Raw genomic sequence first — 11,590 nt, forward strand, 5'->3', positions numbered from 1 at the left:
TCCTATTCTTCGGTTAGCGTGGGTGGTTGACAGCTGGATCCCGCCGCCATCGGGCTGGAGGCGGGACCTGATGGTTACCGTTCGACTACTCCGAAGCGTCAGCGACGCTTCGGAGCGGGTCATCGCATCACTCCGCCGCGAGATGCATCTTCGGTTCCGTCTGACTAGTCCCCGACTGGATCGTTCCATGGTCTTGGTGCATGTCGTTTTCCTCCGTCGGCTTGATCCGGAACCAAGCTGCATAAAGCGCCGGTAGGAACAGCAGGATCATCACGGTGCCGACCGCCGTGCCGCCAATAAGGGTATAGGCCATCGATCCCCAAAAGACCGAATGGGTCAGCGGAATGAAGGCGAGCACCGCGGCGAGCGCAGTCAGGATCACCGGCCGCGTCCTTTGCACGGTCGCTTCGATGACAGCGTGATAGTCGTCCAGACCTGCCGCCTGGTTCTCCTTGATCTGCTCGGTCAGGATAAGCGTGTTGCGCATCAGGATACCGGCAAGTCCAATCAGACCTAGAATGGCGTTGAAACCGAAAGGTTGATTGAAGAGGAGCAAGGCCGGCACTGCACCGGCAAGGCCAAGCGGCGCCGTCAGCATGACCATGGTCATGGTCGACAGGCTGCGAACCTGAAGAACGATCACGATCAGTGTCGCTGCGATCATCAAGGGGAAGATTTTGGCGAGGGCGGTGTTTGCCTTGAGCGATTCCTCGATATTGCCGCCCATTTCAATCCGGTAACCGACGGGCAGCGAGGTGATCAATGGCTGCAGGGCCTGCATGACGGCTTGCGACACTTCCGGCGGTTGCGTTGCCTCGCTGATGTCGGACCGGACGGTGATGACCGGCGTGCGGTCACGGCGCTTCATGATCGGCTCTTCGAAGCTGACTTCTGAGTGACCGATCTGATCGAGCGGAATTGCCCTTCCGTCCCTGCTGATCAGCGAGAAGTCCGAGAGCTTTGAGGGATCAAGACGATTGTCACCGCCGCTGCGCGCAACAACCGGGACGTTGCGGATGTTTTCACGGACCTGGGTTATCGGAACGCCGGTCAGCAGAAGCTGCAACTGTTGGGCGGCTTCGGCGGGCGACAGGCCGATGAGATTAAGCCTCTCCTGGTCAGGAATGAAGCGGACGACAGGCGTGCGGTTGCCCCAATCGCGATTGGACTGGCGAACGTCCGGGACGGTTTTCATGATCGCAAGTGCCTGTTCCGAGATTTGATAGAGCTTCTCGGGATCGGGCCCCATAATGCGAAACTCGACGGGGAACGGTGTGTAAGGGCCGAACACGAGCTGCGTGACGCGAACGGAGGCTTCCGGCGCAAGGCCATCGGCGATGGCTGCACGCAGGCGATGCTTCAGCGCTTCACGACCCTCGGCATCGGGGGTGAGCGCTACGATCTTGGCGAAGGCCGGATCCGGCAGTTCAGGCGCCATTGCAAAGAAGAATCGTGGGGCGCCCTGGCCGATATAGCTGGTTACGATCTTCGACTCGGGCTGCTTCTGCAGCCAGCTCTCGAGCTTTTCGACCGTAGCGGTGGTCGTTTCGATACTCGTGCCTTCGGGCAGCCGAACCTCGACCAGCACCTCGGGACGATCCGACGTCGGGAAGAATTGCTGCTTAACGCTTCCCATTCCCACGACGGACACACCCATGACCACGACCACGACAGCGCAGGTCATGAACTTATGGCGAACGGCGAACTTGATGACTGCGCGAAGACGTTGGTAATTCGGCGTGCCGTAGATGGCGCCATGTCCGCCCGTGACAGGCTTGATGTCGGGAAGCATCTTGACGCCGAGATAGGGTGTGAACACCACGGCGATGATCCAGGATACGATGAGAGCGAAGCCCACGACCCAAAAAATGTTGCCGGCATATTCACCCGCCGTCGATTTCGCAAAACCGACCGGCATCAGGCCGATAATGGTGACAAGCGTGCCTGACAGCATGGGCGCTGCGGTATGGCTCCAGGCATAGGCGGCCGCCTTGATGCGGTCCATGCCCTCTTCCATCTTTACGACCATGACCTCAATAGCGATGATCGCATCGTCTACCAGAAGTCCGAGCGCCAGGATCAGGGCACCAAGCGTAATGCGATCGAAGAAGCGTCCGGTTTCCAGCATGATGAGGAAGACCACGGCGAGCGTCAGTGGAACGGCGAGTGCCACGACGATACCGACGCGCCAGCCCAGAGCGATCAGACTGACGAACAGCACGACACCGAGCGCCATCGCGAACTTCATCATGAATTCGCCGACGGCTTCCTGAATGTTCACGGCTTGGTCGCTGACCTTCGCCAGGGTCATACCGAGAGGCAGCGACTGGCTGATCGTCGCAGATCTTTCCTCAAGCGCCTTGCCGAGTTCGAGACCATTCCAGCCCGATTGCATCACGGCAGCCAGCATGATCGCCGGCTCGCCTTCGTGTCGAATGATGTAGGTCGCGGGATCTTCGTAGCCGCGACGGATATCCGCGATATCGGAAAGTTTCAGAGTCCGGCCACCGGCCACGATCGGTGTATCTGCGATCGCCTGTATGCTGTTGTAGGCGCCATCAAACCGGATAAAGACCTGCGGACCGCGTGTATCGATGGAGCCGGCGGGCGTGACGGTGTTCTGGTTCTGGAGGGCCGATGCGATGTCCTGCGCCGATACGCCAAGTGTCGCGAGCTTGGCGAAAGAGAATTCCACAAAGATCTGCTCGGGCCGTTCGCCGAGAATGTTGATCTTCTTCACGCCCGGCACATGCAGAAGGTCCTGCCGGATCGTTTCCGCTTGACGAACCAGGTCACGCATCGGCATGCCCTTGGCTTTCAACGCGTAAAGGGCGAAACTGACGTCAGAATACTCATCATTGACGAAAGGTCCGAAGACACCAGGCGGCAAGCTCCTCGCCTCGTCGCCCAGTTTCTTGCGCGCCTGATAGAATTCTTCCTCAACCGCGCTGGCCGGCGTGCTGTCCTTGAGGGTAACCGTCAGGTAAGCGTAGCCCGGACGGGTGGTTGTTTCCACCCGATCATACCAGGTCAGTTCCTGAAGACGCTTTTCCAGCGGTTCCGCGACGAGATCCTGCATCTCGCGCGCTGTTGCGCCTGGCCAGACACTCGTGACGGTCATCGTCTTGATGGTGAAGGACGGATCCTCGGCGCGCCCGAGGCTTACGAAGGCGTAGACGCCGGCTGCGGCTAGAAGGATGATGAAAAAGAGGGTGACGGCCCGCTCACGAACGGCGAGCGCGGAAAGATTGAAGCTCATCACTTGGCCGCCTCTGCTTTTTCTGCACCGGTCCGAATGGTCGCGCCGTCGCTCAGGAGATGCGCGCCAAGTGCGACGACGACTTCGCCCGGCTTCAAGCCGGAAACGATCGCGTCTTCCTCGCCGAGCCGTTCGACGGTCAGTTCCCGGAAGTGAACGGTAGAGGATTTATCGACGACCCAGATGCCCGAACGGTTGCCGTCGTCCAGCAGCGCGCCGATCGGCACCTCGGCATGGGTTTGCGCATCCTTATTGGGGATCTTGATCGTTACCGTTGCGCCCAGAGGCGCTGTCGCCGCACCTCCTTGCAGGACCCAGCGCGTTTCGTAGGTGCGGGTTCGCGTTTCTGCCGAAGCCGAAATCTGGCGAAGCACCGCGTTGTCTTTGGTGTCGCGGCCGTAAACGGTGGCTTGTGCGGTCGCGCCGATCTCCGGCCTGAGATTTTCGGGCATCCACACCAGAGCCTCCCGCGCTCCGGCCTGGGCAAGCCGAATGACCGTCTGGCCGGCTGCGACCACCTGTCCGGGTTCGCCCAGCGTTTCGACAATTGTTCCGTCGGCGTCTGCCAGCAGCACCGTATATGTCGCCTCGTTGTCAGCGACATTCGCCTCGGCTTTTGCCGCCGCAAGTTGCGCGGTGGCAGTATCAAGGGCCGCCTTCGCCTTTTCATACTGCTGCGTCGATGCCGCCAGGTTTTTCACCAGAGCGGCGAAACGCTTTTCGTCGGCTTGTGCCTGAACGAATGTTGCCTGTGCCGCCGCGACGGCATTGCGTTTGGCGGTCAGCGCGAGGCGCAGATCTGTTTCATCGATCTTCATCAAGGGCTGTCCGGCTTTCACCTCGTCACCGAGGTTCACCAACCTTTCGACGATCTTGCCGGGGACACGAAAGCCAAGATCGCTCTGGACGCGGGGCGCGATCGTCCCGGTAAAGCTTCTGGCGACGGTATCCGGCGTCGTTGCCTCTACGACACTCACAAATGGAATTGCGGTCCGGGGATCGGCCGCTGCCGCGACTTTCTCGGTCGGCCAAAAGACAAACGCGGCGGTGGCGGCGCCGGCGATCACGACCGCAGAGGAGAGGAGAAACTTCGTTTTCATGTGATGACCCTTCTTGACGGTCGATTCATCGGAATAGATTGCAACTTAAATCTAAAACGTATATAGATGTCAAATGAAATTTAAAAAGGAGCGCCAAATGCGAGTCACTCGAGCCCAGGCCGAAGCAAATCGAGACGCAGTGATCACTGCGGCAAGCCGACTCTTTCGCGAACATGGTTTTGACGGGATCAGTCTCAAAGACCTGATGAAGGCAGCCGGCCTCACCCAGGGCGGCTTCTATAAGCAGTTCGAATCCAAAGACGATCTCGCGGCGCTCGCATCCCGTCGGGCGATGGAGAGTGCAACGCGCCGGTGGTCTTCCGTCGCAGCCTCAAGCTCGGATCCTCTGCGCGCAGTCGTCGGTCTCTACTTGTCGGCTGACCATCACGGAGAAACGGGGGACGGATGCCCGCTCGTCGCACTTGGCTCTGACGCAGCTCGCCAAAGGGCGAAAGTCCGGACACCCTTCCAAGACGGGATCGAGGCTCATCTGCAGGTGCTGGAGGAACTGATGCCGGAAAATGGCGAGCCCGATGCCAATGAAAAGGCGATGGTAGTGCTGTCCCTGATGGTCGGCGCGGTCACGCTATCAAGGATCATGACGGACACGGATATGTCGGACCGTCTGCTTCAAGCGGCGGCCAATGACGTAAAGCGCCTCGCCCCTCTCGACGAAGACTAGGACGCCACCGTTCCAGTCCGGCAACACACAATTTCTCAGAGTTATCATGCGTCGTATCGTCGTCACAGGCATGGGTGCGGTGAGCCCGCTCGGTGCCAATGTCTCAAGCTCCTGGACACGGCTCAAAGCCGGAAAATCCGGGATTCGCCGCCTATCGGACGAGGTTGTCGGTGATCTCCCCGCCAAGATCGGTGGTGTGGTCCCCTCCATCGCCGAGGACGCAGAAGCAGGGTTCGATCCTGATCTTGTGCTGCCGCCGAAAGATCAGCGAAAGATCGATCGCTTTATTCTTTTCGCGCTCGCGGCGGCTGACGAGGCACTTGCGCAGGCGCGTTGGAAGCCCATTTCGGAAGAGGACCGCCTTCGAACGGCGACGATCATTGCTTCCGGGATCGGCGGCTTTCCCGCCATCACTGACGCGGTGCGGACTGTCGACCATAAGGGGCCAAGACGTTTGTCGCCCTTCACCATCCCGTCGTTTCTGGTCAATCTGGCAGCAGGTCAGGTATCGATACGACATGGATTGAAGGGTCCCCTTGGAGCACCCGTGACGGCCTGCGCTGCAGGAGTTCAGGCGATTGGTGACGCCGCCAGGCTCATTCGTGCGAACGAAGCCGACATCGCCATCTGCGGCGGGACGGAAGCCTGCATGAATATCGTGAGCCTTGGCGGCTTTGCTGCTGCGCGGTCCTTGTCTGCGGGGTTCAACGATACGCCTGAACTGGCATCGCGACCGTTCGATATACTCCGCGACGGGTTCGTCATGGGCGAAGGCGCAGGCGTGCTGGTCATCGAATCCCTCAGCCATGCCCTTGCGCGCGGTGCCGAGCCTTTGGCCGAATTGGTCGGCTACGGCACGACAGCCGACGCCCACCACATCACGTCCGGTCCTGAGGATGGATCGGGTGCCGCGAGAGCCATGCAAATTGCAATCCGACAGGCCGGTATTTCTCCTCAGGAAATCCAGCACGTGAATGCTCACGCGACCTCCACGCCGGTTGGAGACCGTGGGGAAATCGAGGCCATCAAGTCTGTGTTCGGGAAGGCATCCGGTCTGGCGGTGAGCGGCACGAAATCAGCGACCGGTCACCTGCTCGGTGCTGCCGGTGGGCTGGAAGCAATCTTTGCGATCATGGCTCTGCGCGATCAGATTGCGCCGCCAACGCTGAATCTGGATGCACCGGACCCTGCCAGCGACGGAATCGACATCGTCGCCAAGGTGGCCCGGCCGCTGTTCATGGATTACGCGATCACCAATGGTTTCGGCTTCGGCGGCGTGAATGCGAGTGCGCTGTTTAAGCGCTGGCCTGCAAAAGCGGCATAGGCCTCAACAAGCGATTTCGAACGAGGATAGGACGGATTATAATGATGCACCCCCTACAGAAACCGGCAGGCTGGAAGCCGAAGATTGCCGTGATCGGTGTCGGCGGCGCCGGCGGAAACGCAGTCGACAACATGATCACCCAGGCATTATCCGGTGTCGATTTTCTCGTTGCCAACACCGACGCTCAGGCGCTCGTCAAGTCCAAAGCGCTGCAGGTCGTGCAACTTGGCCTGAAGGTTACCGAGGGTCTGGGCGCCGGCTCGCTCCCAGCAGTCGGTCGTGCCGCTGCGGAAGAGTCGATCCATGAGATCATGGAGCATCTCGCGAATTATCATATGTGCTTTATCGCCGCTGGCATGGGCGGTGGCACAGGGACCGGGGCCGCGCCGGTTATTGCCCGCGCCGCGCGGCAGGCCGGCATTCTCACCGTCGCCGTTGTCACGGAGCCCTTCATGTTCGAGGGCTCACACCGCATGCGCCAGGCGAAAAGAAGGTATCGAACAACTCCTCGAAGTCGCCGATACCGTCATTGTTGTCCCAAACCAGAGCCTCTTTCGCCTCTCAGCCCCTCATACCACGCTTGCGGCGGCCTTTGCTTCGGCTGACGCCGTGCTCTATGCAGGTGTCAGTTCGATCGTCGATCTGGTCTTGAAGGAAGGAGTGGTCAATCTCGATTTCGCCGATGTGAAAGCGATCATGCGAGACATGGGCTTGGCGGTGATGGGGACCGGAGACGCTGCGGGCCCAGGCAGAGCGACTACGGCCGCGAAAGCAGCCCTTGAAAACCCGCTGTTTGGTGACGCTATACTCAGGGACGCAAAAGGGGTTCTCGTCTCGATCTCTGCCGGTCGAGATCTCACTCTGTTCGAAGTCGATGAGGCGGCCGGCCGTATCCGCGAAGAAGTCGATGGGAATGCCGAAATCATCTTCGGCGCAAGCTTCGACGAAAGCCTCGATGACCGGATGCGGGTGTCGCTCATCGCAACCGGGATTGGACGGGCGGCCGGAGCGCCGCTGCTTGTCGACCGTGTCGCCTGACGTTCATGATCCAGGGTCCGTCGGCTTCTGAAGCCAATGCGTTCCTGAGCATATCAACTCAGCTCAGCAAAAGATCGGCTGGTGGTGAAAACATTCGATCTTATCGTCCCCGAAAGGAAAAGGTCGGGCGTTTGACGGCAATGTGGGGAACTCTTGGATGGGAATGATGGGCTGAAAGGGGTCATATTGCCTCTGCTCGAGGCTTGGCGTGGCATCCGCCAGCGCGCTGAGTTCTTTCCCGACCACCGTGCAGAAACGCAAAAACCCGCCGAGAGGCGGGTTTTTGCGTATTGGCAGTCGAGAATTTGGTTGCGGGTTCAGGCTTTGCTGTTTTTCTGTCCCGCTTCGTCGGCTTCGCCTCGTTGCGGGCCCCTGACGAGGCGTTAACTCCTCGACCCGTTACCAAACAAAAAGCCCGCGCTGAGGCGGGCTATTTGTTTGGTTGCGGGGGCAGGATTTGAACCGTTCGGATCTTAAAACAGTCCACTGGACTGTTTTATCGGGCTTTGCCCGACCGACCGCTCACCCTTCAGGTTATGGTGAGCTTTGCGAACGAGGAGCTACCATCGCCAGGGAAAGCGAAGCTTTTCCGCCAGCGATAACTGGTCTGGGTAGCTTGGATAAGACAAGGGAATTTGGTTGCGGGGGCAGGATTTGAACCTGCGGCCTTCAGGTTATGAGCCTGACGAGCTACCGGGCTGCTCCACCCCGCGCCATGATGAGCTGTCTGGGCATGCCCGGACTTTTTGTTTGCCGGTCCTCGAAGGCTTTGCCTTCTGCGGTTCGGCGGGGGCTGCTCCACCCCGCGGTATATATTAACACGAAAGGCCGCTTTGTGAGCGGCCCTTTGATCGGCTTTGGGCCGTTGGTCTGTGATGAGAAGATTTTATATCATGAAGTTGCGTTTTGCAGACCTGGCAGCGACCTACTCTCCCGCGTCTTAAGACGAAGTACCATGGGCGCAGGGGCGTTTCACGGCCGTGTTCGGAAAGGGAACGGGTGCAGCCACCCCGCCATAACCACCAGGTCGGCAAAGCGCAACTTATGTTTGAGAAGCTGGTGATGTTTTCACATCGTTTATTTGAACACGTCTTCAAGCATCATCGAACTTTGTTCGATGAGCACAGTCAATGAGAACGATCAAGCCGATCGAGCTATTAGTACCGGTAAGCTTCATGCGTTGCCGCACTTCCACACCCGGCCTATCAACGTGGTCGTCTTCCACGGCTCTGATAGGGAATACTCGTTTTCAGGTGGGTTTCCCGCTTAGATGCCTTCAGCGGTTATCCCGTCCATATATAGCTACCCTGCTATGCCCTTGGCAGGACAACAGGTCCACCAGAGATATGTCCATCCCGGTCCTCTCGTACTAGGGACAGATCCTGTCAATATTCCTACACCCACGGCAGATAGGGACCGAACTGTCTCACGACGTTCTGAACCCAGCTCACGTACCGCTTTAATTGGCGAACAGCCAAACCCTTGGGACCTGCTCCAGCCCCAGGATGCGATGAGCCGACATCGAGGTGCCAAACAACCCCGTCGATATGGACTCTTGGGGGTCATCAGCCTGTTATCCCCGGCGTACCTTTTATCCGTTGAGCGATGGCCCTTCCACGCGGGACCACCGGATCACTATGACCGACTTTCGTCTCTGCTCGACTTGTCAGTCTCGCAGTCAGGCGGGCTTATGCCATTGCACTCGACGACCGATTTCCGACCGGTCTGAGCCCACCATCGCGCGCCTCCGTTACTCTTTCGGAGGCGACCGCCCCAGTCAAACTACCCACCATACACTGTCCCGGACCCGGATGACGGGCCGCGGTTAGACATCCATGACGATAAGGGTGGTATTTCAAGGATGGCTCCACGGAAACTGGCGTCCCCGCTTCAAAGCCTACCACCTATCCTACACATGCCGACACGAATGCCAGTGTAAAGCTATAGTAAAGGTGCACGGGGTCTTTCCGTCTGACCGCAGGAACCCCGCATCTTCACGGGGAATTCAATTTCACTGAGTCTATGTTGGAGACAGCGGGGAAGTCGTTACGCCATTCGTGCAGGTCGGAACTTACCCGACAAGGAATTTCGCTACCTTAGGACCGTTATAGTTACGGCCGCCGTTTACTGGGGCTTCGATTCAAAGCTTGCACCTCTCCTCTTAACCTTCCAGCACCGGGCAGGCGTCAGACCCTATACGTCGTCTTGCGACTTCGCAGAGCCCTGTGTTTTTGATAAACAGTCGCTACCCCCTGGTCTGTGCCACCCCACAAGAGTTGCCTCATATGGGGTCACGCTTCTTCCGAAGTTACGCGTGCAATTTGCCGAGTTCCTTCAACATAGTTCTCTCAAGCGCCTTGGTATACTCTACCTGACCACCTGTGTCGGTTTCGGGTACGGTCTATACGGTGGAGCTATTTCCTGGAACCGCTCCGCTGCCCTGATAATCCAATAAACCAGAACAACTTGTGCAATCCGTCACTACCACCAGGCCCACGAATATTAACGTGGTTCCCATCGACTACGCATTTCTGCCTCGCCTTAGGGGCCGGCTAACCCTGCTCAGATTAACTTTAAGCAGGAACCCTTGGTCTTTCGGCGAGAGGGTCTCTCACCCTCTTTATCGTTACTCATGTCAACATTCGCACTTCCGATACCTCCAGGAGCCCTCACAGGTCTCCCTTCATCAGCTTACGGAACGCTCCGCTACCACGTGTATTGCTACACATCCTCAGCTTCGGTGCATGGCTTCAGCCCCGTTACATTTTCGGCGCAAAGACCCTTATTTAGACCAGTGAGCTGTTACGCTTTCTTTAAATGATGGCTGCTTCTAAGCCAACATCCTGGTTGTTTTGGGATCCTCACATCCTTTCCCACTTAGCCATGACTTGGGGACCTTAGCTGGAGGTTAGGGTTGTTGCCCTTTTCACGACGGACGTTAGCACCCGCCGTGTGTCTGCCGAGTAGTACTCCCCGGTATTCGGAGTTTGGTTAGGATCAGTAAGACGGTGAGTCCCCATAGCCCATCCAGTGCTCTACCCCCGGGGGTATTCGCTCGACGCTCTACCTAAATAGATTTCGCGGAGAACCAGCTATTTCCGAGTTTGATTGGCCTTTCACCCCTAGCCACAAGTCATCCCAATCTATTGCAACAGATGCGGGTTCGGTCCTCCAGTTGGTGTTACCCAACCTTCAACCTGCTCATGGCTAGATCACTCGGTTTCGGGTCTAATGCAACAAACTATATCGCCCTATTCAGACTCGCTTTCGCTTCGCCTACACCTACCGGCTTAAGCTTGCTTGTTACACTAAGTCGTTGACCCATTATACAAAAGGTACGCCGTCACCCTTGCGGGCTCCGACTGTTTGTAGGCATCCGGTTTCAGGTTCTATTTCACTCCCCTTGTCGGGGTGCTTTTCACCTTTCCCTCACGGTACTTGTTCGCTATCGGTCATGCACGAGTACTTAGGCTTGGAGAGTGGTCTCCCCATGTTCAGACAGGATTTCTCGTGTCCCGCCCTACTCTAGGACAATCATGATATCTACGCGTACGGGGCTGTCACCCACTACGGCCGCACTTTCCAGAGCGTTCCACTTTAATCACAATTGCCACTGGCCTGGTCCGCGTTCGCTCGCCACTACTTGCGGAGTCTCGGTTGATGTCCTTTCCTGCAGGTACTTAGATGTTTCAGTTCCCTGCGTTCGCTTCTTACACCCTATGTATTCAGGTGTAGATACCTTATCACAATGCTTGGAAACCGAGCGCGTCAGAGACGCGTCAGGCAATAGCCATTAGGCAGCAGCCAATAGTTTTCACTACTGCCTATTGCCTTCTTCCTACTGCCTCGCGTGCCTTCGGCACGCTCGATTTCCCAAGCATTTAAGGTGGGTTGCCCCATTCGGAGATCCATGGATCAAAGCTCATTCGCAGCTCCCCACGGCTTTTCGCAGCGTATCACGTCCTTCATCGCCTGTGCATGCCAAGGCATCCACCAAATGCCCTTACGACACTTAATCGTTCTCATTGCCAATGCTCATCATCTCGTTGTCCGTTTCGAAGAAACGACAACAGACCGGGTTACCTTTTACAACCCAGTCAATCCAACAATGCCATTAACGTGTTCGACAGGTCTGCTTTATTGGAGCTACGCCGAGCAGCCCACTTGCAGCCTGTCTTAAGACCAGC

General features: G+C 57.8%; 4 protein-coding genes, 1 tRNA gene, 2 rRNA genes and 1 pseudogene. 3 read left to right on the top strand and 5 right to left on the bottom strand.

Features of this window, described 5'->3' with window-relative positions; translation table 11 throughout:
- Window positions 1-127 precede the first annotated feature (127 nt).
- Together AMK05_RS20105 and AMK05_RS20110 are read right to left on the bottom strand one after the other, a co-directional pair.
- Window positions 128-3,259 (bottom strand): efflux RND transporter permease subunit, encoded by a 3,132-nt coding sequence (locus AMK05_RS20105; protein ID WP_064840844.1) that lies wholly within the window; start codon window positions 3,257-3,259, stop codon window positions 128-130.
- Window positions 3,259-4,359, bottom strand: a complete 1,101-nt coding sequence (locus AMK05_RS20110; RefSeq protein WP_064840845.1) for an efflux RND transporter periplasmic adaptor subunit — start codon at window positions 4,357-4,359, stop codon at window positions 3,259-3,261. The genes AMK05_RS20105 and AMK05_RS20110 overlap by 1 nt, the downstream gene beginning before the upstream one ends.
- Before the next feature lie 97 nt (window positions 4,360-4,456).
- Here AMK05_RS20110 and AMK05_RS20115 point away from each other — a divergent pair, with 97 nt between their 5' ends.
- From AMK05_RS20115 to ftsZ, 3 genes and pseudogenes are all read left to right on the top strand, one after another.
- Window positions 4,457-5,041 carry a TetR/AcrR family transcriptional regulator gene (locus tag AMK05_RS20115; RefSeq protein WP_064841461.1) on the top strand — a complete coding sequence of 195 codons (585 nt, stop codon included), beginning with the start codon at window positions 4,457-4,459 and terminating at the stop codon, window positions 5,039-5,041.
- A 46-nt stretch (window positions 5,042-5,087) separates the two neighbouring features.
- The gene (gene fabF / locus AMK05_RS20120) at window positions 5,088-6,365 is read left to right on the top strand and encodes a beta-ketoacyl-ACP synthase II (RefSeq protein WP_064840846.1); all 1,278 of its coding nucleotides are present in this window, start codon (window positions 5,088-5,090) and stop codon (window positions 6,363-6,365) included.
- Window positions 6,366-6,409: 44 nt separating this feature from the next.
- Window positions 6,410-7,403: pseudogene (gene ftsZ / locus AMK05_RS20125) on the top strand (cell division protein FtsZ).
- A 636-nt stretch (window positions 7,404-8,039) separates the two neighbouring features.
- Here ftsZ and AMK05_RS20130 read toward each other — a convergent pair.
- The 3 genes from AMK05_RS20130 to AMK05_RS20140 all read right to left on the bottom strand — a co-directional run bounded on the left by AMK05_RS20130 (window position 8,040) and on the right by AMK05_RS20140 (window position 11,421).
- Window positions 8,040-8,116 (bottom strand) — tRNA-Met (locus tag AMK05_RS20130).
- A 199-nt stretch (window positions 8,117-8,315) separates the two neighbouring features.
- Window positions 8,316-8,430, bottom strand: a 5S ribosomal RNA gene (gene rrf, locus AMK05_RS20135).
- Between the two features lie 109 nt (window positions 8,431-8,539).
- A 23S ribosomal RNA gene (locus AMK05_RS20140) occupies window positions 8,540-11,421 on the bottom strand.
- Between the last annotated feature and the right edge of the window lie 169 nt (window positions 11,422-11,590).

The organism is Rhizobium sp. N324, from assembly GCF_001664485.1.
In the GTDB taxonomy this organism is placed as follows: domain Bacteria; phylum Pseudomonadota; class Alphaproteobacteria; order Rhizobiales; family Rhizobiaceae; genus Rhizobium.